Origin of the sequence: Nocardia sp. NPDC056564 (assembly GCF_042793755.1) — a bacterium.
Lineage (GTDB): Bacteria > Actinomycetota > Actinomycetes > Mycobacteriales > Mycobacteriaceae > Nocardia.
Genome location: NZ_JBHTUR010000002.1, coordinates 259,148 through 281,836 on the forward strand (window position 1 = coordinate 259,148; position 22,689 = coordinate 281,836).

At 68.7% G+C, this 22,689-nt stretch carries 21 protein-coding genes; 14 read left to right on the top strand and 7 right to left on the bottom strand.

What is annotated here, in order from left to right:
* Window positions 1-119 precede the first annotated feature (119 nt).
* On the bottom strand, window positions 120-1,139 hold the full coding sequence (locus ACFQ9K_RS05155) for a Gfo/Idh/MocA family oxidoreductase (protein ID WP_378721125.1): 1,020 nt from the start codon (window positions 1,137-1,139) through the stop codon (window positions 120-122).
* Between the two features lie 59 nt (window positions 1,140-1,198).
* Window positions 1,199-2,203, bottom strand: a complete 1,005-nt coding sequence (locus tag ACFQ9K_RS05160; RefSeq protein ID WP_378721127.1) for a LacI family DNA-binding transcriptional regulator — start codon at window positions 2,201-2,203, stop codon at window positions 1,199-1,201.
* A gap of 262 nt (window positions 2,204-2,465) precedes the next feature.
* Here ACFQ9K_RS05160 and ACFQ9K_RS05165 point away from each other — a divergent pair, with 262 nt between their 5' ends.
* The 10 genes from ACFQ9K_RS05165 (at window position 2,466) to ACFQ9K_RS05210 (ending at window position 12,419) form a co-directional block, all read left to right on the top strand.
* Window positions 2,466-3,362 carry a TIM barrel protein gene (locus ACFQ9K_RS05165; protein ID WP_378721128.1) on the top strand — a complete coding sequence of 299 codons (897 nt, stop codon included), beginning with the start codon at window positions 2,466-2,468 and terminating at the stop codon, window positions 3,360-3,362.
* 19 nt (window positions 3,363-3,381) lie between these two features.
* On the top strand, window positions 3,382-4,377 hold the full coding sequence (locus ACFQ9K_RS05170; RefSeq protein WP_378721129.1) for a sugar ABC transporter substrate-binding protein: 996 nt from the start codon (window positions 3,382-3,384) through the stop codon (window positions 4,375-4,377).
* Between the two features lie 18 nt (window positions 4,378-4,395).
* Window positions 4,396-5,448, top strand: coding sequence for an ABC transporter permease (locus ACFQ9K_RS05175; RefSeq protein ID WP_378721130.1), 1,053 nt, complete (start codon window positions 4,396-4,398; stop codon window positions 5,446-5,448).
* Window positions 5,445-6,224: an ATP-binding cassette domain-containing protein gene (locus tag ACFQ9K_RS05180; protein WP_378721131.1), complete on the top strand. Its 780-nt coding sequence runs from the start codon at window positions 5,445-5,447 to the stop codon at window positions 6,222-6,224. The genes ACFQ9K_RS05175 and ACFQ9K_RS05180 overlap by 4 nt, the downstream gene beginning before the upstream one ends.
* Window positions 6,221-7,159, top strand: a complete 939-nt coding sequence (gene iolC / locus ACFQ9K_RS05185) for a 5-dehydro-2-deoxygluconokinase (protein ID WP_378982837.1) — start codon at window positions 6,221-6,223, stop codon at window positions 7,157-7,159. Before ACFQ9K_RS05180 ends, iolC begins: the two co-directional genes overlap by 4 nt.
* Before the next feature lie 35 nt (window positions 7,160-7,194).
* Complete coding sequence (locus ACFQ9K_RS05190) at window positions 7,195-8,088, top strand: aldolase (RefSeq protein WP_378721134.1); 894 nt, start codon at window positions 7,195-7,197, stop codon at window positions 8,086-8,088.
* A 645-nt stretch (window positions 8,089-8,733) separates the two neighbouring features.
* Entirely contained in the window at window positions 8,734-9,621 is an 888-nt protein-coding gene (gene iolB, locus ACFQ9K_RS05195; RefSeq protein WP_378721135.1) for a 5-deoxy-glucuronate isomerase, read from the top strand.
* Window positions 9,618-11,459, top strand: coding sequence for a 3D-(3,5/4)-trihydroxycyclohexane-1,2-dione acylhydrolase (decyclizing) (gene iolD, locus ACFQ9K_RS05200; protein ID WP_378721136.1), 1,842 nt, complete (start codon window positions 9,618-9,620; stop codon window positions 11,457-11,459). The genes iolB and iolD overlap by 4 nt, the downstream gene beginning before the upstream one ends.
* A 184-nt stretch (window positions 11,460-11,643) precedes the next feature.
* The gene (locus ACFQ9K_RS05205) at window positions 11,644-12,072 is read left to right on the top strand and encodes a putative immunity protein (RefSeq protein WP_378721137.1); all 429 of its coding nucleotides are present in this window, start codon (window positions 11,644-11,646) and stop codon (window positions 12,070-12,072) included.
* A gap of 143 nt (window positions 12,073-12,215) precedes the next feature.
* On the top strand, window positions 12,216-12,419 hold the full coding sequence (locus ACFQ9K_RS05210; RefSeq protein ID WP_054814460.1) for a cold-shock protein: 204 nt from the start codon (window positions 12,216-12,218) through the stop codon (window positions 12,417-12,419).
* 69 nt (window positions 12,420-12,488) lie between these two features.
* Here ACFQ9K_RS05210 and ACFQ9K_RS05215 read toward each other — a convergent pair whose 3' ends face one another.
* Window positions 12,489-13,130, bottom strand: coding sequence for a dihydrofolate reductase family protein (locus tag ACFQ9K_RS05215; RefSeq protein WP_378721138.1), 642 nt, complete (start codon window positions 13,128-13,130; stop codon window positions 12,489-12,491).
* A 117-nt stretch (window positions 13,131-13,247) separates the two neighbouring features.
* Here ACFQ9K_RS05215 and ACFQ9K_RS05220 point away from each other — a divergent pair, with 117 nt between their 5' ends.
* Window positions 13,248-13,742, top strand: coding sequence for a winged helix-turn-helix transcriptional regulator (locus ACFQ9K_RS05220; RefSeq protein ID WP_378721139.1), 495 nt, complete (start codon window positions 13,248-13,250; stop codon window positions 13,740-13,742).
* A 3-nt stretch (window positions 13,743-13,745) separates the two neighbouring features.
* Here the strand turns inward: ACFQ9K_RS05220 and ACFQ9K_RS05225 are convergent, their stop codons facing one another.
* Both ACFQ9K_RS05225 and ACFQ9K_RS05230 read right to left on the bottom strand, forming a co-directional pair.
* Window positions 13,746-14,447: a DNA polymerase beta superfamily protein gene (locus ACFQ9K_RS05225; protein WP_378721142.1), complete on the bottom strand. Its 702-nt coding sequence runs from the start codon at window positions 14,445-14,447 to the stop codon at window positions 13,746-13,748.
* A gap of 169 nt (window positions 14,448-14,616) precedes the next feature.
* Window positions 14,617-15,816, bottom strand: coding sequence for an MFS transporter (locus ACFQ9K_RS05230; RefSeq protein ID WP_378721140.1), 1,200 nt, complete (start codon window positions 15,814-15,816; stop codon window positions 14,617-14,619).
* Between the two features lie 91 nt (window positions 15,817-15,907).
* Between ACFQ9K_RS05230 and ACFQ9K_RS05235 the strand changes: the two genes are divergently transcribed.
* Window positions 15,908-16,795, top strand: coding sequence for a LysR family transcriptional regulator (locus ACFQ9K_RS05235; RefSeq protein ID WP_378721141.1), 888 nt, complete (start codon window positions 15,908-15,910; stop codon window positions 16,793-16,795).
* A 672-nt stretch (window positions 16,796-17,467) separates the two neighbouring features.
* On the opposite strand, the gene ACFQ9K_RS05240 is transcribed toward ACFQ9K_RS05235, so the two are convergent.
* Window positions 17,468-19,177: an alpha/beta fold hydrolase gene (locus ACFQ9K_RS05240; protein ID WP_378725508.1), complete on the bottom strand. Its 1,710-nt coding sequence runs from the start codon at window positions 19,175-19,177 to the stop codon at window positions 17,468-17,470.
* A gap of 68 nt (window positions 19,178-19,245) precedes the next feature.
* Window positions 19,246-19,803, bottom strand: coding sequence for a TetR/AcrR family transcriptional regulator (locus ACFQ9K_RS05245; protein WP_378725506.1), 558 nt, complete (start codon window positions 19,801-19,803; stop codon window positions 19,246-19,248).
* A gap of 158 nt (window positions 19,804-19,961) precedes the next feature.
* On the opposite strand from ACFQ9K_RS05245, the gene serA reads away from it, so the two are divergent.
* Entirely contained in the window at window positions 19,962-21,560 is a 1,599-nt protein-coding gene (gene serA, locus ACFQ9K_RS05250; RefSeq protein ID WP_378725504.1) for a phosphoglycerate dehydrogenase, read from the top strand.
* A 59-nt stretch (window positions 21,561-21,619) separates the two neighbouring features.
* Window positions 21,620-22,627, top strand: coding sequence for a 3-isopropylmalate dehydrogenase (locus ACFQ9K_RS05255; RefSeq protein WP_378725502.1), 1,008 nt, complete (start codon window positions 21,620-21,622; stop codon window positions 22,625-22,627).
* The last annotated feature ends 62 nt before the right edge of the window (window positions 22,628-22,689 follow it).

Here is a 22,689-nt window from a genome sequence, read left to right on the forward strand (position 1 = left end):
AGGCCGTCGGCAGAGCTGCGACAGAACCTAGAACAGCATGATGGGGCCAAACGCACCGCTCGAACCCGCTGCGGGGTGGTCAACACTGCGAGCCACGCATATCCTTTGACGTTCAATAATTAGTGATGCACTTCCGAGATCAGGACTGGCCTTCGTTCGCGGCGGGAGAGTTCGCAGGCTTCGGCTACATAGAAGGCTTCTAGGGCGTCGGTTGGGGTGCAGGGGTTTTGGAGGTTGCCGGTGATTACGGAGATGAAGGCGGCCAGTTCTTCGGTGTAGGCGGTGCGGAAGCGGTCCATGAAGCCGGGGTAGGCGGGGAATGTGGAGTGGATGTAGTCGGGTTCGACGGAGGTCAGGGGGGAGCGGTCGTCTAGGCCGACTATGGCGTTTGCGGTGGAGCCGAGGGCTTCGAGGCGGACGTCGTAGCCTGCGCCGTTGTAGCGGGTGAGGGAGACGGTGGCGAGGGTTTCGTTGTCGAGGTGCAACAAGACCGCGGCGGTGTCTACGTCGCCGGATTCGGTGAAGATGGGGGCGCCCTGGTTGGTGCCGGTGGCGTAGACGGAGACGATTTCTCGTCCGGTTACCCAGCGGATGATGTCGAAGTCGTGGACGCCGCAGTCGCGGAAGATGCCGCCGGAGTGGGGGATGTAGGCGGCGGGTGGGGGTGTGGGGTCGAGCGTGGTGGCGCGGAGGGTGTGCAGCCAGCCGAGGGAGCCGGAGGCGATGGCGGCGCGGGCGGCGCGGTAGCCGGCGTCGAAGCGGCGTTGGAAGCCGATTTGTACTGGGACGGTGGTGTTTTGGAGGCGGTCGAGGACGGCCAGGGTGCCTTCGATGTCGGCGGCGACGGGCTTTTCGCAGAAGACGGGGAGGCCGGCGTCGACTGCCCGGAGGATGAGTTCGGGGTGGGAGTCGGTGGCGCTGGTGATGACTAGGCCGTCGAGGTCGGCGGCGAAGAGGGCGTCGAGGTCGGGGGCGAAGTCGAGGTCGAGTTTGGTGGCGGTGGCGCGGGCTCGTTCGGGGTCGGCGTCGGCGACGATGACGTTGGCTACGTTGGGGAAGTTCTGGAGGGTTTCGGCGTGGGCGGTGCCGATGCGTCCGGTGCCGGCGAGGCCGAGGGTGACGGCTTGGTGGGATGTCATCGACTTTCCTCCTGGTGAGATCGCAACGCGGTAGAGAACTGCCTGGGGCAGTGGATGTTTCAGCTGAGCGGGGCGCTCGTCGTCGAGCGGACGACGAGGGACGGCTGTAGGCGGCGGCGGACCGGTTCGGTGCGGTCGGCGCGGAGACGTTCGACGAGCGCTTCGATGGCGAGCCTGCCCATTTGGACGCGTGGCTGGTCGATCGTCGTCAGGGAGATGTGGCGGAGGGCGGCCAGCGACGTGTTGTCGTAGCCGACGATGGAGACGTCGTCCGGGACTCGCAGCCCGGCCTCCTCCAGAGCGGACATGGCGCCGACGGCGTTGAAGTCGTTGCCGCAGACCAGCGCCGTGGGGAAGTTGTCGCGGGTGAAGAGGTTCAACAGCTTCTGCACCGCGGCGATGCCTGCGGAGTCGGTGTGCTCGCTGGGGATGACCATCGGCTCGAGGCCGTGCCGTTCCATCGCGGTCTGATAGCCCTTGCGGCGTGGGGACGCGGTGAACGCGGTGCCGCCGTCGAGGTGCACGATGCGCCGATGGCCAAGGGAGGCAAGGTGATCCACGGCGAGCCCGGCACCGACCTCGCCGTCGTCGTTGACCGTGTCGACGTCGGCGATGGTCGAACCGCGCGAGACCAGAACGAGCGGAGCCTGTCGTGCCGCATCGCGGATGGCGGCGGCGGGCAGGATGGGGGAGAGCAGGATGATGCCGCCGGGACGGAACGCGAGCAGGCTTTCCAGCGCGGCGCGCTCGCGGGCGGCGCTGCGGCGGCCGGTGTTGAGGATCAGCTCCAGCCCGGATTCCTGTGCGGCGGTGTCCATTCCCTCGACGACGTCGGCGAAGAAGGCGTTGTGCAGGTCGGAGACCATGACGCCGACGATGTTCGACGTCCGGCTGGCCAGCGAGCGCGCCATGATGTCCGGCTGGTAGCCGAGGTCCTTCGCGGCCTCCAGTACGGCGCGGCGACGGTGCTCGCTGACCTTCGGGGAGTTGCGCATGACGAGCGAGACCAGGGCGCGGGAGACGCCTGCGCGCTCGGCGACATCTTCCATGGTGGGTCGCGCCATGTCGCCTCCGTTCCGCGTTCGCCGATCCGTGCCGTGTCGGACGTTACAAGGTCGGCGCGCTCGAATCAATAGAGCGCTCTAATCGGACTTTCTTCGCCTCGCAATTTCCGACATTTGCCCAGGAAACACGGATATCGCCAGGTGGTAGCGCTATTCTGAGTGCCGTGCAGCCTCTTGACACACTATGACCCACGTTACATAGTTGGAGCGCTCCAATCGCTTGGGGCGCTCCAACTCGACATCGAAGGTCGGAGAAGTCCTGATGACCGAACCGCTCTACCCGCTGCGCATCGCGGCCGCCCCCATCTCCTGGGGAGTGTGCGAAGTTCCCGGCTGGGGTCACGTGCTCGACGCGCAGACCGTGCTCGCGGAGATGGCCGCGCTCGGCCTGTCCGCGACCGAACTGGGCCCGCCGGGCTATCTTCCGCCGGACCCGGACGAATTGCGTTCGCTGCTGGCGACGTTCGGGATCACGGCGGTCGGCGGTTTCCTGGCGCTGGTGCTGCATACGGAGCCTGCGCGCGCGCTCGCCGAGGCGAAGCAGGCCACCGAGCTGTTCGCCGCCACCGGCGCCGAGGTCCTCGTCCTGGCCGCCGCGACCGGGCTGGGCGGCTACGATGCCCGCCCGCAGCTCACCGCGGCCGAATGGCGCACGCTCATCGAGACTTCCGCCGCGATCCGCGACCTCGCCGCCGAACACGGGTTGCGCACGGTGCTGCATCCACACGTCGGCACGCACGTGGAGACCGAACCCGAAGTCGAACGCTTCCTCGCCGATTCGGACCTCGACCTCTGCCTGGACACCGGGCACCTGCTGATCGGCGGCACCGACCCGGTGCTGCTCGCGCGACGACATGCCGACCGGATCGGGCACATTCACCTCAAGGATGTCCGCCGCGCGCTGGCCGGCGAGATTCGCGGCGGTGCACTGGAATACAGCGAAGCGGTGCGCCGCGGGTTGTATGTTCCACTGGGCGAAGGCGATGTCGACATCGCCGCCCTGGTGCGGACCATGCAGGCCGCCGGCTACCGCGGCTGGTACGTGATGGAGCAGGACGCCGCCCTGCAGCCCACCGACTCGGCGGAGCTGCCGAGCCGGGACACCGAACGCAGCCTGCGCCACCTCGCCGGCCTCGCGACTTCCATCGCACGAATCTAGTTGGGAAGTGATGACAACGATGTCTCTTCGAGTTCAGCGAGGGTGGCACCGATCGCGCCGCCTGGTGCCGTGGCTGGCCGCGGCCGCGGTGCTGGCCGCGTGTAGCGGGCCGGGCACGGACGCGGTCGCGCCGACGAATTCCCCGGTCGCCGCAGGTAAATTGAACTCCGTCGCGGTGGTCACACACGGTAGCCCCGGCGACGCGTTCTGGAACGTGGTCAAGAACGGCGCGGAGGCGGCGGGCAAGGACCTCGGCGTCCGGGTCGAATACAACTCAGCGGGCGACCCCGGTCAGCAGGCGAAGCTGATCGACAACGCGGTCGCACAGGGCGTGGACGGGCTGGTCGTCTCCATGGCCAACCCCGACGCCCTGCGCCCCTCGATCGAAAAGGCCATCACCGCGGGCATTCCCGTGGTGACGATCAACTCGGGTGAGAGCGAGAGTGTCAAGTACGGCGCCATCGGCCATGTGGGACAGAGCGAGTCGCTGGCGGGGCAGGCGGCGGGCAAGCGCCTCGCCGACGCCAAGAAGACCAAGCTGCTCTGCGTGATCCACGAGGCCGGCAATATCGGCGCCAACCAGCGCTGCGAGGGCGCGACCAAGGCGTTCGGCAACGGGACGACGCTCCAGGTGGACATCAACAACCCGACCGACGCGCAGTCCCGGATCAAGGGCGCGCTGGAGGCGGACAAGTCGATCGACGCTGTGCTGACGCTCAATTCGCAGGTCGCCGCGCGCGCGGTGGACGGGGTGAAGGAGGCGCAGTCCACCGCGACGGTCGCGACGTTCGACCTCAATACCGATGTGGTCGAGGCCATCCGCGCGGGCAAGCTGCTGTTCGCCGTCGACCAGCAGCAGTACGAGCAGGGCTACCTGTCCGTGGTGCTGTTGCAGGCCTACCGGACCAATCTGAACACCGTCGGTGGTGGCACACCGGTGCAGACGGGTCCGGCCTTCGTCGACAAGAACAACGTCGATGCCGTCGCCGCGCTGGTGGCACAGGGCACGCGCTGAGGTCAGGGAGTAGATGAAATGACTGTTGCGACAGAAGCATCCGCGGCCGAGCGGGCCGCCGAGCCGAAGGGACCGACGCTGATGCAGCGGCTGGTCGTCCGGCCGGAGATCGGCGCCGCGCTCGGCGCGCTACTGGTGTTCGTGTTCTTCTCCATCATCACCGATCGTTTCCTGAGCCCACTGGGCGTCGCGACCTGGCTGGACGACTCGTCCACGCTCGGCATCATGGCGGTCGCGGTGGCGCTGTTGATGATCGGCGGTGAGTTCGATCTCTCGGCCGGCGTGATGACGGCGTCCACGGCGCTGGTCACCGCGCTGCTCGCGGTGCACGCGGGCTGGAACGTCTGGTTCGCGCTGCTGGCCTCGCTCGTGCTGGCGCTGCTGGTCGGCGCGTTCAACGGGTGGCTGGTGATGCGCACCGGGCTACCGAGTTTCATCGTCACGCTCGGCACTTTCCTTGCGCTGCAAGGGCTGAACCTCGGCGTGACCAGGATGGTCACCGGAACCGTTCAGGTGTCGGGGATCCGGAGCGCGGACGGGTACAACTCGGCAGGCTGGGTGTTCGCCTCGACGCTGAACATCGGTGACGCGCGCATCCAGGCTTCGGTCATCTGGTGGATCGTACTGACCGTGATCGCCTCGATCGTGCTGGTGCGCACCAGGTTCGGCAACTGGATCTTCGCGGTCGGCGGCGCGTTGCAGAACGCGCGGGCGGTCGGCGTCCCGGCGGATCGGACGAAGATCGTGCTCTTCATGACCACCGCGTTCGCCGGCTGGGTGGTCGGCTCGTGCAGCATCCTGCGGTTCGCCAGTGTGCAGGCGAATCAGGGTGTGGGGCTGGAATTGCACTACATCATCGCGGCGGTCGTCGGTGGCTGCCTGCTCACCGGTGGTTTCGGCTCGGCGGTCGGCGCCGCGATCGGTGCGCTCATCTTCGGCATGGCACGTCAGGGAATCGTGTTCGCGCGCTGGGACAGTGACTGGTTCATGCTGTTCCTCGGCGTGCTGCTGCTGGCGGCGGTGTTGGTCAACAACAGATTCCAGAAGCGAGCCGAAAGGGTACGCCGATGAGTGCTCCACTGATCGAAGCCGTTGGCATCGGTAAGAGTTACGGCGGTGTGGTCGCGCTGGAAGACGTGTCCACCGTGGTGAACGCGGGCCAGGTCACCTGCATCCTCGGCGACAACGGCGCGGGTAAGTCCACGCTCATCAAGATCCTCGCCGGCGTGCACCAGCACGACCGCGGCGAGTTGCGGATCGACGGGCAGCCGGTTCGATTGGCTTCGCCGCGTGCGGCTTTGGACCACGGCATCGCGACCGTGTATCAGGATCTGGCGGTGGTGCCGCTGATGAGCGTCTGGCGCAACTTCGTGCTCGGCTCGGAGCCCACCTCCGGTCCGTTCCGCCTGCTTGACCGCCGCAAGGGACGGGAGATCGCGCGTAACGGGCTGGCGGACATGGGCATCGAGATCCGCGATATGGAGCAGCCGGTCGGCACGCTGTCCGGCGGGCAGCGGCAGTGCGTCGCGATCGCGCGGGCCGTGCACTACGGCGCGAAGGTGCTGATCCTGGACGAGCCGACCGCGGCGCTCGGGGTGAAGCAGGCCGGGGTGGTGCTGAAATACGTTGTCCAGGCCAGGGATCGCGGTCTCGGGGTCATCCTGATCACGCACAACCCGCACCACGCCTTCCCGGTCGGCGACCGATTCCTGCTGCTGAAACGCGGGACGGTGCTCGGCGCGTACGAGAAGGACGAGATCGACCTGTCCGAGCTCACGCGGCAGATGGCGGGCGGCGCCGAACTGGACGCGCTACAGCACGAGTTGCAGCGGGTCGTGTCGTCGTGACCGGTCTGGAAGTGTTGACCATCGGCCGCGTCGGCGTCGATCTCTACCCGCAGCAGAGCGGTGTCGGTCTCGCCGAGGTGGAGTCGTTCGCGAAGTTCCTCGGCGGCACCGCGACCAACGTCGCGGTCGCCGCCGCGCGACTCGGCCGGCGCAGCGCGGTGCTGACCAAGGTCGGCAAGGACGGCTTCGGCGACTACGTGCGAACGGCGCTGGCGGAGTTCGGCGTATCGCCCGACTATGTCGGGACCGCCCCGGAACTCCTGACGCCGGTGGTCTTTTGCGAGTTGAAGCCGCCCGCCGACCCGCCGCTGCTGTTCTACCGCGCGCCCATCGCGCCGGATCTCACCCTCACCGAGGACGAGGTGCCGTGGGCGGTGGTGGATTCGGTTCCGCTGCTGTGGGTTACCGGGACCGGGGTGAGCGCGGAACCGGGCCGCGGCACCCAGCGCCGGATCCTGGAACGACGTGATCGCCGCGGGCACACCGTGCTCGATCTCGACTACCGGCCGATGTTCTGGCCGGATGTCGAGACCGCGCGGGCCGAGATCGGCTGGATGGTCGACCACGTCGACGTGGTCGTCGGCAACCGCACCGAGGTCCAGGTCGCCGTGGGCACCGCCGATCCCGACGAGGCGGCCGACCGGCTGCTGGCCCGTGGTGTCCGGCTCGCGGTGATCAAGCGCGGCGCCGAGGGCGTGCTGGTCGCCACCGAGTACGAACGATGGACGGTGCCGCCCTGCCGGGTCGAGGTGGTCTGCGGGCTCGGCGCGGGTGACGGCTTCGGCGGCGCGCTGATCCATGGCCTGCTGTCGGACTGGGACCCGCACCGCATCGCCACCTACGCCAATGCCGCGGGCGCGCTCGTGGCCTCCCGGTTGGCGTGCGCCGATGCCATGCCGACGGACTCGGAGATCGAAGAACTACTGTGCCGCTGAACGCGGCGCGCCCATCTGGAATCGGAGGAACTACCGTGCATTTGACCGACGAACGCTGGCGTGAGCTGCTGCGCGTCCGCGCGACGGACCCGGAGGCGGTCGAGCGGGCATATGCGAAGCGGGTCCGTCGCCCGAACCTGCTGGCGGACAAGGACACCCTGTTCCTGATCGCCGCGGACCACCCGGCCCGCGGCGCACTGGGCGTCGGCTCGGACCTGACCGCGATGGCGGACCGGCGCGCGCTGCTGGAGCGGCTGCTGATCGCGCTGGCCCATCCGGACGTCGACGGCGTGCTCGGCTCCCCGGACGTGGTCGAGGAGCTGCTGCTGCTGGACGCGCTGGACGACAAGGTCGTCATCGGCTCGATGAACCGAGGGGGACTGGCCGGCGCGGAGTGGGAGATCGACGACCGCTTCACCGGATACGACGCGGACTCGCTCGCCCGCTTCCGGCTCGACGGCGGCAAAATGCTGCTGCGTCTGGTGGATTCGGACGCGGGCACGGTGCCGACCTTGCAGGCGTGCGCGCAGGCGGTCTCCGAACTCGCGGCGAACGGGCTCATGGCGATGGTCGAGCCGCTGCCGTACCACCGCGACGAATCCGGCGCCCTGATCATGAGCAAGGACGCGGCCGCACTGTCCCGTGCGATCACCGTTGCCTCCGGCCTCGGCGTCACCTCCGCCTACACCTGGCTGAAGATCCCTGCCCCGGAGGACATTTCGGTGCTCGACGCGACCACCCTGCCGGTCGTCGTGCTCGGCGGCGCACCGTCCGGCGACCAGGTCGCCGACATCGCGTACTGGGACGGCGCTCTCGGCCACGACGTGGTTCGCGGTCTGGTGGTCGGGCGGACGCTGCTCTACCCGCAGGACGGCGACGTCGGCGCGGCGGTGGACGCGGCGGCGAAGATGCTGAAGGAGACCCGATGAACAGCAATGGCCTCCTCGACTGTGCGCTGTTCCGTATGAGCGACGCGCGCGGATTGTTCTCGCGCGGAAGGACTCTCCGACGAATTCGTGCGCGGCGCACGATGACGCAGGCTCCGCGCACTCGATCCGAGGGGCAGCGGGCGGCGCGCGGAATCCGGTTCGCTGGTAGCGCGCGACGTCCGCTGCGCACGAATCATCGTGGCGTGGACGGAATCGCTGGCAGTGGTGGGCGCCCGGGGCGAATTCGAACGCGACGGCACGCAGGTACGGACGTCGTGCCGACGAGGATGCCGAAGGAGGGGCGATGAGTCGTGGTTACCTGGCGAATGTGAGCGGTGGTCGCTTACTGCGCACGGATCATTACGGCGCGTACGCAACAGCTACCGATAACTTGCGCTCGGGGCGGCTTCGCGCGCCGCGCGCCATGGTCTGCGGGCCGCACGGCTGCGGCAGGGAGAGGTGCACGGTGCGTGCGCGCGGACATGATGCCGACGGGTCGCGCGATCTGCGGCGTACGAACTGTTCTGCTGCGCAGAGTTTCGCCGACGGTTCCGTGCGGGTGGCGCGAAGTCGTGCGTTGCGATCAGGGGATGTGCGTATCGCGGCGGCCGGTTCCGGGGCGATCGGCCGGCCCGGGAGCGTGCGATGAAGCTGCATCGGCCTGCTGGAACACTGCAAGAGGGCGGCGATCCGATCCACCTCGGCCCGGAAGACGCCGGGTGGACCTACACCGGCTTGCGTGTCCTGAACCTCCGTGCCGGTGAAACCAGAGACGTCGAGACCGGCGAGTTCGAGGCGTTCGTCCTGCCGCTCGCCGGGGCCTGCACCGTCCGCGTCGACGGCATGACATTCGAATTGTCGGGCCGCGACTCGGTTTTCACCCGGGTGACCGATTTCGCGTACGTCCCCCGCGATGCGAAGGTCGAGCTGACGGCGGTCGCCGACCTGGAACTCGCGCTGCCCATGGCCCGCTGTACCAACCGCCTCGACCCGAAGTACGGCCCGGCGGAACAGGTCCCGGTGGATATCCGCGGCGCGGGGCAGTCCACCCGCCAGGTCACCAACTTCGGCGTTCCCGGCGTCTGGGAGCACGCGGACAAACTCAACGCCTGCGAACTGATCACCCCGGACGGCAACTGGTCCTCCTACCCGCCGCACAAGCACGACGAGGCGGGCGACTGTGAGGTCGTCAACGAGGAGATCTACTACTTCCGCATCGCCGGACGAGACGGGGTCACGCCGTCACGTGACGGATTCGGAATGCACCGCACGTACACCGCGGACGGTGCCATCGATGAAAACGTCGCGGTACGCGACGGCGACGTTTTCCTGGTCCCGCACGGCTATCACGGCCCGTGCATCGCCGCCCCCGGCTATCCGATGTACTACCTCAACGTGCTCGCGGGCCCCGCCCCGCACCGTTCGATGGCTTTCTGCGACGACCCGGCGCACAGCTGGGTGCGCGGCACCTGGGACGACGAACCGCGCGATCCCCGGTGCCCGGTCACCAACCACGAAGGACGGCTCCGATGAAACTGACCGCGGCGCAGGCGCTGGTGGCCTGGCTGGTCGCCCAACGCTCGGAAACCCTCGACGGCCGCGAAGTGCCGCTGTTCCCTGCGGTTTTCGGCATCTTCGGTCACGGGAACGTGCTCGGCCTCGGCACCGCCCTGCACGAGCGACGCGACGAGATCCCGGTCTGGCGCGGGCACACCGAGCAGGGGATGGCCCTTGCCGCCGTCGGTTACGCCAAGGCGACGCATCGTCGCCAGATCGGTGTCGCCACCTCGTCGATCGGCCCCGGCGCGCTGAACATGGTGACCGCGGCCGGCGTCGCGCACGCGAATCGCCTTCCGCTGCTGCTGCTTCCGGGCGACACCTTCACCACCCGCGCACCCGACCCGGTGCTGCAACAGGTCGAGCATTTCGGCGACGCCACCGCCACGGTCAACGACGCGTTCCGCGCGGTGAGCCGCTACTTCGACCGGATCACCCGCCCCGAGCAGCTGATATCCACGCTGCCCCAGGCGGTCCGGGTGCTCACGGACCCGGCCGAGGCGGGTCCGGTAACGCTCGCCCTGCCGCAAGACGTCCAAGCCGAGACCTACGACTTCCCCGACGCGTTGTTCGAACCGGTCGTGCACCGCATCCTGCGCCCACGCGCCGACGAGCGATCACTGGGCGACGCCGAAGCGGCGCTGCGCAACTCGGCGCGGCCGCTGCTGGTCCTCGGCGGTGGCGTCCGCTACTCGGGCGCGGGCAGGACGACGCTCGAATTCGCTGAGCGCCATGGCATTCCGATCGTCGAGACAACGGCGGGCCGCACCCTGGTACCGCACGCGCATCCCCTCTACGCCGGTCCGCTCGGCGTCACCGGCTCGACCTCGGCCAACGTACTGGCCGCCGAGGCCGACCTCGTTCTCGCCGTCGGCACGCGCCTGCAGGACTTCACCACCGCCTCGTGGACTGTCTTCGCGCCGGACGTCCGCCTCGTCACGATCAACGCCGCTCGCTTCGACGCGGTCAAGCATGGCGCCCTCGCGATCGTCGGCGACGCCGACGCGACTGTCCGTGACCTGGTCGAACGCATCCGGCACTGGCGGGTCGCCGCCGAATGGACCGCCCGCGCGGCCGCCGAACGCAGCACCTGGGACGCCCATATCGACAAGCTGCGCGCCCACACGCTCGGCACCCCGAGCTACGCCCAGGTGGTCGGTCTGGTCAACGAACTGAGCGGCCCGGACGACTACGTGATGACCGCCTCGGGCGGCATGCCCGGCGAACTCGTCGGCGGTTGGCGCGCGACCGGTGGCGCCCCGACCATGGACGTCGAGTACGGATTCTCCTGCATGGGTTACGAACTCGCGGGCGCGTGGGGCGCGGCAATGGCGCACACCGGCGGCCTGGTCACCACGATGCTCGGCGACGGCTCCTACCTGATGCTGAACTCCGAACTGTTCTCCGCCGCGTTCGCCGGTCACCCGCTGGTCGCGGTCGTCTGCGACAACGACGGCTACGCGGTGATCGCCCGGCTGCAAGAAGGACAGGGCGGCGCCCCGTTCAACAACTTCTACGCCGACTGCCGCACTGCGCACGACGAACCGCCACGGGTGGACTTCGCCGGGCATGCCCGAACCCTGGGCTGTGCCGTCTTCACCGCCGCCGACCTCGCTGAATTCCGCGACGCCTACGCCGAGGCGCGGGATACCGCGGTCCGCGAGTCCCGCCCGGCCGTGCTGGTGATCCGCACTCAGCCGTCGTCCTGGACCGAGGCGGGCGCCTGGTGGGAGGTCGGCGTTCCGGAGCACCTGTCCGGGCGCACCGCCTACGCCGAGGCAAAGGCACGCCAGTTGCGCTATCTGCAACCCTGAACTCGAGGTGAAACAAGGTGCTGCACGACGCGGCGGAAAGTCGTAGGATGACTTAACGGCGCATCGGGGCGCTGGTAGCGATGGCCCTTGCGGCACAAGATAACTGGGATCTGACCGGGTGTCGGTGACCAGTTGCGTCGAGAAGGGGTAAGTCTGTGCGGACCGAGGCGAGCAGAGCGGGCCGGTGACCCTCAACCGGGTCGACCACACCGCGTTGGCGCTGTGGGCGGCGGATTGCGCCGAACACGTGCTGCCGCTGTTCGAGCGCGCGCGACCGGACGACCCGCGGCCGGCCGCGGCGATCGCGGCCGCCCGCGCCTGGGTGCGCGGCGACCTGACGATGCCGGAAGCGCGCAAGGCCGCCTTCGCCGCCCATGACTCCGCCCGCGAGACCGCCGGGGCGGCCACCTTCGCCGCGCGGTCGGCCGGACACGCGGCCGCGACCGCCCATGTGGCGGGTCACGCGGTGCACGCCGCGAACTACGCGATGCACGCGGTACAGACGGATTCGTCGGAGGGGGACGACGAACGCGCCTGGCAGCAGGCCCGGGTACCGGCCCGACTGCTCCGGGCGGTTTTCCCGGATCTTGGCCTGTCAGAGCAGGGGAGGTGACCGCAACAACCCCCTAGTCAGCGTTGTTTTGCTCACAGTTGACCGGGGAAGAAGTGGAGAAATTCGTCGGATCATGGCATCGTTGATCTCGAGACCAGGCCATTCCATTTGGCAGAATCTGGCTCGTCTACAGAAAGTATGAAATGGCTCAGGGCATTGTGAAGTGGTTCAACAGCGAGAAGGGCTTCGGCTTCATCGCGCAAGACGGCGGAGGCCCCGACGTCTTCGTGCATTACTCGGCCGTCAGCGGCGCGGGTTTCCGGTCCCTCGATGAGGGGCAGCGCGTGGAGTTCGAGATCGGCCAGGGCCAGAAGGGCCCGCAGGCGCAGGACGTTCGCGTTCTCTGATCGCTCCTAAGCTTTCGAAAGGCCCCACACCGGCATGGTGCGGGGCCTTTCCCCGTTTCCGGGGTGTGCTCACGCCCTGGTGAACGTCACGTGGGTGACCGACGGCGAGCGGACGACCGAGCTGACCGCATAGCCGGGCAGCGTGCCGAGATCGTCGTAGAGACGCTCGCCGCCGCCGAGCAGGATCGGCACGACGGCCAGATGCATCTCGTCGACCAGGCCTGCCCGCAGGAACTGGCGCACGACCGAGGAGCCACCACCCAATCGCACATCCTTGCCGTCGGCGGCCTTGACCGCCTGCCGGAGCACCTCCTCCGGAGTGTCGTCGACGAAGTGGAACGTGGTCCCGCCCGCCATCGGCAACGACTGCCGCGGGTGATGGGTCATGACGAAGGTGTCGTGGTGGTACGGCGGGTTGTCGCCCCACCAGCCCTTCCACTCCTCGTCCTGCCACTCGCCGCGAATCGGCCCGAACATGTTGCGGCCCATGATGGTTGCGCCGATGCCGAGATCGCCGGACTTGACGAAGTCGTCATCGATACCGGTCTCGCCGCCTTCGGTGCCGGACCATTCGTTGCCGGTCCGGGTGGCGAAGACCCACTCGTGCAGGCGCATGCCGCCCTCGCCGATCGGGTTGTCCGGGCCCTGGTTCGGCCCGGCCACGTAGCCGTCCAAAGAGATCGCCAGGTTGCGTACGAGGAGCTTCGCCATGGTCTTGTCTTTCGGTTGAGTGCTTGCAGTTTGCAATCGGTTGGGATCAGACTAGAGCGAACTGGTTGTATATTGCAAGCAGAAGTTCGACGGATTTCGCGGAGTGAGGAGCGATAGATGCGTGACGAGGGGCGCTCGGGCTGCCCGATCAACGCGACGATCGAGGTGATCGGGGATCGGTGGACCCTGCTGGTGCTGCGCGACGTGATGTTCGGCAACCGGCGCTACTTCCGCGAACTGCTCGCCGCGTCGGACGAGGGCATCGCCTCGAACATCCTGTCCGACCGGCTGAAACGGCTGGTCGCGGCGGGACTGCTCAGCCGGGAGGACAGCAGGCCGGGGCAGAAGGCGCAATACCGGCTGACCGAGCCGGCCATCCAGTTGGTGCCGGTCATGGCGCAACTCGGCTCCTGGGGGCTGCGGCACCGGCCGACCACCCGGCAGTTGCGGGTGCGGGCCGAACTGCTCGAGCAGGGCGGCCCCGAGCTGTGGGCGGAGTTCATGGACGAGCTGCGGGAGTCGCACCTCGGGATTCCGCGCCTCGACCAGGACCGGCCGACCGCGACGGACCGGCTGGCGCAGGCCTACGCGGCGGCCGTCGCCGAGGCGTGAGCGCTACGCCGGTCCGGCGGCCTCGGCGCGGAAGAACTCCGCGGTGAGTTTCCTGGCTCGGTCGAGGTCCGGGTCCACTGTCTTCGGGAAAGCGTCGGCGGCCAGCCCGAATTCGGACTCGATGAACGCGGCGATCGGGGCCGGCACTGTGCCGCTGCCCATTTCGCGGGTGCGGGACTTGAGCTCGGTCAACTCCGCCACTGCCGCAACGAGATCCGCGGCCAGGTCGCACTCGTCCATCAGCGTCGGCAGGTGCATCGGCGCCACCGCCGCACCTGGGTGCTCGCGCAGCCAGCGCAAGGCCATCGCCGGGCGCAGGGAATAGAACACCTTCTTCAGCGATCGGTTGCGGTCGAACAACTCCCACTGCTTCTCGCCCAGGTGCAGGTAGTGCCTGGCCACCCGGTTGCGGTCGGTGACCTCGGCGGCCAGGGCGCGCAGGTCGTCGCGGAACCGGCTGTCGCCGCGGTACACGATGGGCGACATCAGCCACTCGATGAGCACGGCGTTGCCCGCGACCAGCAGGCGCAGCGCCTTGGCCAGGTCCCAGCCGTTCGCGTCGAGCAGTCCGGCCAGCGGTGTCTCGATCACGTCGCGGGTGCGCCATGGCGACAGGTAGGTGTCCAGGCTCGCGACATAGACGAACCGGCAGTCGTAGTCGGAGTCGGGCGACGGGAAACCCCAAGCCCGGCTGCCGCTTTCGATGCGAGCCGGACCGAGACGCGGTGCTCGCGCTCGACCCGGTCCAGCTCTGAGTCGATGGACCCGACCACGGTCGGGTCCATCGAAGCGGGGATCGCGCGTAGGGCCATGCCGTCGATGCTATGTCCCGGCTACCCGGGACCGCAGGTTATTTTCCGGCCATCGGTGCTGTTCAGGCCTGCTCCGGTCGGCGGCCGAGGGCGGCGATCAGCAGCGCGGTGAACACCAGCGCCCCGCCGAGCCACATCGCGGACGCGACGCCGAACGCGTCCGCCACGCGTCCGCCGGCCAGCGCGCCGAGGGCGATGGCGGCGTTGAAGACGCACGCGTTCAACGAGGACGCGGCCTCGCGCGCGTCGGGCGCCGCGGCGAAGGCCCAGTTCTGCGTGGTGACCGATACGCCGCCGTAGGACAGACCCCATGCCACCAGCAGCGCGACGGCCGGCCACAGCGATCCGCCGAGCGCCGGAATGAGCAGCACGGTCACGGCCAGCGGAATGCTGATCGTTATCAGCATCCGGCGCGGATCGCGGACCCCGGCGGAGCCGGAGCCGAAATTGCCGATCACACCGGCGATTCCGTAGACGAGGAGCACGGTGCCGATGGTGCTCGCGCCGATGCCGGTTACCTGCTCCAGCAGTGGGCGGATGTAGGTGTAGGCGGCGAAGTGGCCGGTCACCAGGAACGCGACGACCAGCAGCGCGGTGCGCAGGTGCGGCCTGCGGACCAGCCGTAGCGCCTGGCGCAGCGGAACCGTCTGCGCAACAGTCGATCTCGGTAGCAGTGCGGCCACTGCGATCAGTACGACCACCGCGAGCGCGGCGATGACGAGGAAGGCCGCGCGCCATCCGGCGAGTGCGCCGATGTACGTCCCGGCGGGCACGCCGATCACCGAGGCCACCGCGACGCCGCTGTAGACCAGCGCGGTGGCGGCGCCGATCGACTCGGCCGGCACCAGCCGCGCCGCCAGGCTCGCCGCGATCGCCCACACGCCGCCGATCCCGATGCCGACCAGCACCCTGGCCGCGATCATGACCGCGAAGTTCGGCGACCAGGCCGCGCCCACATTGCCGAGGGTCAGCACCGCGAGCAGCACGCAGAGCACGAGCCTGCGGTCGGTACGGCCGAGCGCGCCGGTGATCAGCGGCGCGGCCAGGGCGGCGACCAGGCCGGTGGCGGTCAGCGACAGCCCGGCCGCGCCCTCGGACACCCGCAACGCGCCGCTGATCGGGGTGAGCAACCCGACCGGCAGCATTTCCGAGGTGACGACCGTGAAGGTGGCCCCGGTCACGGCGCCGACGCCGAGCCAGCCGCGCCGGACCGAATCCTGCGGCGCGGGTGCCGGACTCGCGCTGTCTTGAACCTGTGTCATGCCTTCAGCCAACTGATCGGCCGGGGTGGAAACAACGGCGAAGATCTCATCGTTCTATGAGCTGAGCTCATCGACGCTGGAGAGGACGCCAATGACCGGCCTGGAGGTACGCGAGCTGGAGGCCTTTCTCGTGCTCGCCGAGGAACTGCACTTCGGGCGGGCCGGGGAGCGGCTCTACCTCTCGCAGAGCCGGGTGAGTCAGTTGCTGCGCGCGTTGGAGCAGCGGGTCGGCGCACGACTGATCGAGCGCACCAGCCGCAAGGTGACGCTCACGCCGCTCGGGGCGGACTTCCTGGCCGAGCTCGAGCCCGCCTACGCGGCGCTGCGGGCCACGGTCGACGGTGTCCGGGCGAGCGCCCGCGGCACCGAAGGTGTGCTGCGCATCGGCATTCAGGGCTCGGGCAGCGAATACCTTACGGGGGCAATCGAACTGTTCCGGCATCGCTTTCCCGCCTGCGTCACCGAGGTGGTGGAGATTCCGCTGGCCGACCCGTTCGGCCCGGTGCAGCGCGGCGAGATCGATATCGCCGCGGTGCTGCTGCCGATGGGGGAGAGCGATCTCGTTCTCGGCCAAGTCTTTTCGGAGAAGCCGCAGATGCTGGCCGTGCACCGGGCGCATCCGCTCGCGGCGCGCACCAGCCTGTCGCCGGAGGATCTGGCCGAGTTCTTGCTGATCGGCGTGCGCGGGCCCGCGCCGCACTACTGGCGGCGCGCGCAGTCGGTGGATGTGACGCCGGGCGGTCGGCCTGTTCCGGTCGGGCCCGGCGTCGGCACGTTGCAGGAGGGGATCGAAGCGGTCGCGGCGGGCCGGGGCGCGATGCTGCTGTGCCATCCGACCGCGGTGTTCCACGATCGGCCGGACGTCCGCTTCGTGCCGGTGACCGGGCTGCCGCATTCCCGGCTGGGGTTGGTCTGGCATCGCCACCGCGAAACCACGCGGGTGCGGGCGTTTTCGCGCGCGGTCGCCGAGGTGAGCTGAGTGGTTCGCCGGATCGGGCGAATCATATTGCGCGGCACGTTTATATGGCGCGATCCGGAGTGTGTCGCATATGCAGTCCGGTAATGCGCACACGACTCCTTCTAGGAGACGAGATCGTCGAATTCGTGCGCTTGTTACAGAATTCGTTCAGGTGTCGGAAATGTCCGGGTCGATGTGGTGTGTATAGCCCTCTTATTGGGGTGCTATCGATTTCTTAGAAGATCTTTATGTTTACTGCCGGTTCGGCTCGGGAAGGGGTGAAGTCGCGCATACGACGTGGTCAAGACCATGGTTCTCCGGGCGCGCACCCCTGTTGGTCGCTTGACCAGGTGATCTTCGTGATGTGACTGTAACCTATGTCACTAATTGGTAGAATTTCGTAACCGTCTTTGTCCTGGCGCCGATGTCTCGTGTGTCAGCCAGTACGACTGGATTGTCTTTCAATGAAGAGGTATATAAATGATCCCCGTTATCATCGACACCGGTAGCGCTGCCCTCGGCGGTTTCCTGGACACCTTCGGTGCCGCTCTGCACGGAATCGTCAACACCCTGTGGACCGGTTCGTTCGGCCGCTGATCGCAGCGTGATGGTCGATTGATCGACCGGGTCTCGCGCCCATCGAGCGCGATTCCGGAGAGGGCCCCGCACCCGGGTGGTGCGGGGCCCTCCGCGTTATCCGACCGACGCGTGCGCGCCGATCCCGGCGATCTCGGCGGCGACCTGTGCGGGATGGGTCAGCTGCGGGTAGTGCCCCGCCCCCTCGATCACGGCCGGTTCGCGCGGTGCGGCGATCGCGAGCGGATCGTCCGCGCCGACGACAATCCGCACCGGTACTTCCAACTGCACGAGCAGGTTGGCCAACTCGTCTCGCCGCGCGGGCGCGCTCGCACGGCGCAGCGCGGCGATCGTGCGCCCCGCGACGCCGGGCCTGCGCAGGGCGGCCGCCGCGCTGTCCACGGCCGGGCCTGCGGGGAGGCCGAGCCGAGCGGCCAAGGTGGCGGCCGTCATTCGCCGCAGCGCCGCCGCGGCCAGCGGCGAGCGCAGCAACCGGCCTGCCCGTGGTTGCAAGAACGCGGGCGATACCAGCACGACGCCGGAGACCCGATCCGGGTGCGCTGCGGCGTAGCTCAGCACCGGACCGCAGCCGAGTGAATGCCCCACCAGCACAGGACGACTGCGTACCGTTCGCATCAATCGCGGTAGGACGTCATCGATCTCACCGGGCGCGGAGCGCCCCAGCCCGGGCAGGTCGGCGGCCAGGCCGGGCGCGTCGAGGGCGGCCCGTACCTCGGTCCAGGAATCGCTGTCGACGGGCAGCCCGTGCAGGAAGATGTAGTCCGGATTCGCCTGATCTCCGGAAACCCAAGTGCCGTCGACGAATCCGGCGGTGGGGTCCTCCTCGACCGCGCCGAACCGGCTCGACACCAGGTGATCGGCCCAGGTGCGCAGCACGGACCCGGCGTCCGGCATCGAGAGGCCCGCGGCCCGCGCGATCTCGTCCGCCGCCGAGGTGTCGTACCTGTCGTCGGCGATGAACGGCAGCGTCTCGGGATCGGCGCCGGTCAGCGCCCGGGGCAGCTTCTCGATCACGCCGACCGGGACGGTGAACCGCGGCGCCCGCACCCCTAGATGCTCGGCAAGCAGTCGAATCAGTTCCGGCAGCACCGGTGTTCGCGGATCGAGCACGGTCAGCGAACGCCCGGCGGTGTCCGGCTGATCGGGCAGGTTGATCAGGAACTTCGCGAAGTAGTCCAGATCGACTATCGGAACGAACGTTTCGCGGCCGCCCGGGATCGCCGCGAGCCGGCCGTGCCACAGGTCTTCGACCATGCTGGCCAGACCGACGTATTGGCCGGGACCGAGCACGCTGCTCGGGTTCGCGATCGTGAGCGGAATCCCGCGCTCGGCCGCGTGCCTGCGCAGCAGCGGATCGGACTCGAACTTGGACGCGCCGTAAGCCCCTCTGTCGTAATGCTGTTCGTCCGAATCCTCGACGGTGATCCGATAGCCGGTGATGTGGACGACGCGGCGCAAGGCGGGCAGCGTCGCCGCCCAGTCGAGGACGTGCAGCGCGCCGGTCACGTTCACCGCGTACGCGTCGTCCTTGTCGAGGCCGAAGGCGAAGCGGGCCGCGCAGTTGTACACGTCGCGCAGGTCGGTCGCGTCCAGGTCGGCAGCCAATCCGAGGTCCTTCGCGGTGATATCGCATGCGACGACGCGGAGCCCGGACTGATCGACGGCGTGCGCGCGCAGCCACGCGCCGAGCCGGTCCTCGCCGCCAGGCCGGACCGCCGCGACGACGGATCGGCCCTGTTCGAGTAGCTGCGCGACCACCGCGCGGCCGATGAACCCGGCGGCGCCGAGCACGATGCTGTGGGACATGTTTACTCCTTAATAGACCGGTCTACATATTCAATGGATAAGCGAAAACCGTTGGCCGCACTATTGACTCAGCTCAGCATCGCGCGAATCGTGCGCGCCACCCGCTCCAGCGGCGCGCGGCTGCGCTGGGCGCGCGCCAAGAGCAGGGCGCCCTCGATCATCGCGAGGATCGAGGCGGCCATATCGTCGGCGTCCGCACGTCCGTCGGCCCGCAGCCGGATCCGCAGCGCCTCTTCCCATGCCGCGTACGCGGTCGCGCATTCGGCCTGGATCACGTCGTTCGCCGCCGAAACATCAAGGGTGACGGTGGCGACCGGGCAACCCTGATGCCAGTCCGAGGCGGCCAATCGATCGCCGAGCGCGCCGAGCACGCTGATCGCCGCGGCGGCGGTGTCGCCGGGCTCGATCGCGTCGATGAGCGCCGAGATCTCGCCGCCCGCCTGGGCGAGCGCCTCGGCGACGAGCTGGTCCTTACCGCCGGGGAAGTGGAAGTACAGCGATCCGCGCGGCGCGCCGCTGGTCTCGATGATCTGGTTGAGGCCCGCCCCGAAGTAGCCGTGCTTCTCCACCAGCTCGCGCGTCGCGCTGATCAACCGGCTGCGGGTCTCGGTCCCTTTGGCGCCCATGCGGTAACTGTAGACCGGTCTTCATATTTTGACCAACGGGTCATCCCATGGGTCATACTGACGACGGCCGCCTTACCAGGGGGTAGCACATGCCGAAACGACGCCCACTAAGCTGATCGGCGGTAATTGCCGACCCCTTTCCCCAGGAGTACTCCACCGTGAGCCAAGCAGGCCGTCCTGTTGTCCTGATCGCCGACAAGCTTGCCCAGTCGACCGTCGACGCGCTCGGTGACGGAGTCGAGGTCCGGTGGGTCGACGGCCCCGACCGCCCGGCTCTACTCGCCGCGGTCCCCGAGGCTGACGCGCTACTCGTGCGCTCCGCGACCACGGTGGACGCCGAGGTGCTCGAGGCGGGCAAGAACCTGAAGATCGTCGCGCGCGCCGGCGTCGGCCTCGACAACGTCGACGTGCCCGCGGCCACCGAACGCGGCGTCATGGTCGTCAACGCGCCGACCTCGAACATCCACACCGCCGCCGAGCACGCGGTGACGCTGCTGCTCGCGGCCGCGCGCCAGATCCCGGCCGCCGATGCCACGCTGCGCGAGCACACCTGGCAGCGCGGCAAGTTCAACGGTGTCGAGATCTTCGGCAAGACCGTCGGCGTGGTCGGCCTCGGCCGGATCGGGCAGCTGTTCGCCGCCCGCCTCGCCGCCTTCGAGACCAAGATCGTCGCGTACGACCCCTACGTCTCGCCCGCCCGCGCCGCCCAGCTCGGCATCGAGCTGCTGAGCCTGGACGAGCTGCTCGAGCGCGCCGACCTGATCTCGGTGCATCTGCCGAAGACCCCGGAGACCAAGGGCATCATCGGCAAGGAAGCCCTCGCCAAGACCAAGCCGGGCGTCATCATCGTCAACGCCGCGCGCGGTGGCCTGGTCGACGAGCAGGCGCTGGCCGACGCGATCAAGTCCGGGCACGTGCGGGCCGCGGGCCTGGACGTGTACGAGACCGAGCCGTGCACCGACAGCCCGCTGTTCGAGCTGCCGCAGGTCGTGGTGACCCCGCACCTCGGCGCGTCCACCTCCGAGGCGCAGGACCGGGCGGGCACCGACGTGGCCAAGTCCGTATTGCTCGCGCTCGCCGGCGAATTCGTGCCCGGCGCGGTGAACGTCACCGGCGGCAGCGTCGACGACGACGTCGCGCCGTGGCTGGACATCGTGCGCAAGCAAGGCGCGCTGCTCGGTGCGCTGTCGGACGAACTGCCGGTCAGCGTCGAGGTGCAGGTGCGCGGCGAGCTCGCCGCGCATGACGTTGCGGTGCTGGAACTTTCGGCGCTGCGCGGCATCTTCTCCGCGCTGGTCGAGGATCAGGTCACCTTCGTCAACGCGCCCGCCCTGGCCAAGGACCGCGGCATCACCGCACAGGTGAACACCGTGCCGGACAGCCCGAGCCACCGCAGCGTCGTCGACCTGCGCGCCGTGTTCGGCGACGGCCGCACGCTGAACGTGGCCGGCACGCTGACCGAGCCGCAGCAGGTGCAGAAGATCGTCACCATCAACGGCCGCAACTACGACATGCGCGCCGAGGGCATCAACATGGCCGTGCTGAACTACGAGGACAAGCCGGGCGCGCTCGGCAAGATCGGCACCAAGCTCGGCGAGGCGGGCATCGACATCCTGGCCGCGCAGCTGAGCCAGGACGTCGACAAGGAGGGCGCCACGGTGATCCTGCGGGTCAACCGCGAGGTGCCCGACGCGGTCGAGGCCGCGATCGCCGAATCCGTCGGCGCCGCAAAGGTCGTCGTCGTCGACCTGTTCTGATCGCGTGCGGGGGCGCGCCCACGGTTGGGCGCGCCCCCGATTAACAACGGAGCGTTGCAATGAAGCTTGCTGTCATTCCCGGCGACGGCATCGGGCCCGAGGTCATCGCCGAGGCGCTGAAGGTGCTCGACGTGGTCCAGCCCGGCGTCGCGAAGACCGAGTACGACCTCGGCGCCAAGCGCTACCACGCGACCGGTGAGATCCTGCCGGAATCCGTGCTGCCGGAGCTGAAGCAGCACGACGCGATCCTGCTCGGCGCGATCGGCGATCCGTCGGTGCCGAGCGGCGTGCTCGAGCGCGGGCTGCTGCTGCGCACCCGGTTCGCGCTGGATCACCACGTGAACCTGCGGCCGTCCAAGCTGTTTCCGGGCGTGACCAGCCCGCTGGCCGGCACCCCCGACATCGATTTCGTGGTGGTCCGCGAGGGCACCGAGGGTCCGTACACCGGCACCGGTGGCGCGATTCGGGTCGAGACCCCGCACGAGGTGGCGACCGAGGTCAGCACCAACACCCGGTTCGGCATCGAGCGCGTGGTGCGTTACGCCTTCGCCAAGGCGCAGGCCCGGCGCAAGCATCTCACCCTGGTGCACAAGACCAACGTGCTCACCTTCGCCGGCTCGCTGTGGCAGCGCACGGTGGACGAGGTCGCGGCCGAGTTCCCGGATGTCGCAACGGCTTACCAGCACATCGACGCCGCGACCATCCACCTGGTGAACGATCCGGGCCGGTTCGATGTGATCGTCACCGACAACCTGTTCGGCGACATCATCACCGACCTCGCGGCCGCCGTCAGCGGTGGCATCGGGCTCGCCGCCAGCGGCAACATCGATGCGTCGGGCACCAACCCGAGCATGTTCGAGCCGGTGCACGGCAGCGCTCCCGATATCGCCGGTCAGTCCAATGCCGATCCGACCGCCGCGATCCTGTCGGTGTCGTTGCTGCTCAACCATCTCGGCAACACCGAGGCCGCGGCGCGCATCGAGTCCGCCGTCGCCAAGGACCTCGCGTCGCGCTCGGGTGCGGCGTCGACGGTCGAGGTCGGGGACCGCATCGCCGCGATCGTCTGAGCGAAGGACGAACCATAGGTCCCGTGCCGGAGCGGATCCGGCGCGGGACCTTTCGGCAGGTG

Excerpts from the sequence above, each read along its gene's own strand:
- ACFQ9K_RS05155 (WP_378721125.1), bottom strand. The coding sequence starts at position 1,139 with ATGACATCCCACCAAGCCGTCACCCTCGGCCTCGCCGGCACCGGACGC.
- ACFQ9K_RS05160 (WP_378721127.1), bottom strand. The coding sequence starts at position 2,203 with ATGGCGCGACCCACCATGGAAGATGTCGCCGAGCGCGCAGGCGTCTCC.
- ACFQ9K_RS05165 (WP_378721128.1), top strand. The coding sequence starts at position 2,466 with ATGACCGAACCGCTCTACCCGCTGCGCATCGCGGCCGCCCCCATCTCC.
- ACFQ9K_RS05170 (WP_378721129.1), top strand. The coding sequence starts at position 3,382 with ATGTCTCTTCGAGTTCAGCGAGGGTGGCACCGATCGCGCCGCCTGGTG.
- ACFQ9K_RS05175 (WP_378721130.1), top strand. The coding sequence starts at position 4,396 with ATGACTGTTGCGACAGAAGCATCCGCGGCCGAGCGGGCCGCCGAGCCG.
- ACFQ9K_RS05180 (WP_378721131.1), top strand. The coding sequence starts at position 5,445 with ATGAGTGCTCCACTGATCGAAGCCGTTGGCATCGGTAAGAGTTACGGC.
- iolB (WP_378721135.1), top strand. The coding sequence starts at position 8,734 with ATGAAGCTGCATCGGCCTGCTGGAACACTGCAAGAGGGCGGCGATCCG.
- iolD (WP_378721136.1), top strand. The coding sequence starts at position 9,618 with ATGAAACTGACCGCGGCGCAGGCGCTGGTGGCCTGGCTGGTCGCCCAA.
- ACFQ9K_RS05210 (WP_054814460.1), top strand. The coding sequence starts at position 12,216 with ATGGCTCAGGGCATTGTGAAGTGGTTCAACAGCGAGAAGGGCTTCGGC.
- ACFQ9K_RS05215 (WP_378721138.1), bottom strand. The coding sequence starts at position 13,130 with ATGGCGAAGCTCCTCGTACGCAACCTGGCGATCTCTTTGGACGGCTAC.
- ACFQ9K_RS05220 (WP_378721139.1), top strand. The coding sequence starts at position 13,248 with ATGCGTGACGAGGGGCGCTCGGGCTGCCCGATCAACGCGACGATCGAG.
- ACFQ9K_RS05230 (WP_378721140.1), bottom strand. The coding sequence starts at position 15,816 with ATGACACAGGTTCAAGACAGCGCGAGTCCGGCACCCGCGCCGCAGGAT.
- ACFQ9K_RS05235 (WP_378721141.1), top strand. The coding sequence starts at position 15,908 with ATGACCGGCCTGGAGGTACGCGAGCTGGAGGCCTTTCTCGTGCTCGCC.
- ACFQ9K_RS05240 (WP_378725508.1), bottom strand. The coding sequence starts at position 19,177 with ATGTCCCACAGCATCGTGCTCGGCGCCGCCGGGTTCATCGGCCGCGCG.
- ACFQ9K_RS05245 (WP_378725506.1), bottom strand. The coding sequence starts at position 19,803 with ATGGGCGCCAAAGGGACCGAGACCCGCAGCCGGTTGATCAGCGCGACG.
- ACFQ9K_RS05255 (WP_378725502.1), top strand. The coding sequence starts at position 21,620 with ATGAAGCTTGCTGTCATTCCCGGCGACGGCATCGGGCCCGAGGTCATC.